We start from the raw sequence: 583 nt of genomic DNA on the forward strand, positions 1-583 counted from the left end.
CTGATGCGGTTGCCTTGTCCCACCATCATCACCCGTCCTGCATCTGGACACGCCTCCTGATATCAGCCACCGGTCAAGGCTCCCATGAGTGACCTATGGCCCTACCCGCGGCGGCACGCGAGGCTGACTCTGGAGGGAGCCGGCGCGGCCGGGGCTGGCCGGAATATCCGGATATCGACGACGGGAGTACTTTCATGCGGGCCCGTTCCATCACCATGCTCATTCTGGGAATTTTGTTCTCGATGCTGGGTATCGGGTTGCTCTTCGGCGGCATAGGTGCCTCGTGGGTCAATTCACTCCAGAACGACGGCGGATACCTGACCTCACCGAGTGAGCGATTCGACGTTGATTCCTCAGCGATCATCTCCGCCGGGCCGGACAACATGCGTGATGACGCCTACCCAGGGCCCTTGCCCTTTGATGTGGGCAGCATCCGGATTTCGGCGGAATCCGCTAATCCCGGCAAGGAGATCTTTGTCGGCATAGCCCCCCGCTCTGACGTGGAGCGCTACCTGTCCGGGGCCAACTACTCCGAACTGCTGGACCTTAGATTCCGGCCCTTCCATGTTGAGTATCGGGAAAC

At 60.5% G+C, this 583-nt stretch carries 1 pseudogene; it reads left to right on the top strand.

Going from position 1 to position 583, the window contains the following annotated elements:
* Positions 1 to 95: 95 nt before the first annotated feature.
* Positions 96 to 583, top strand: a pseudogene (locus CXR02_RS21900) (hypothetical protein); the annotation flags it as partial.

Source organism: Arthrobacter sp. 4R501 (assembly GCF_002929755.1).
Lineage (GTDB): Bacteria > Actinomycetota > Actinomycetes > Actinomycetales > Micrococcaceae > Arthrobacter.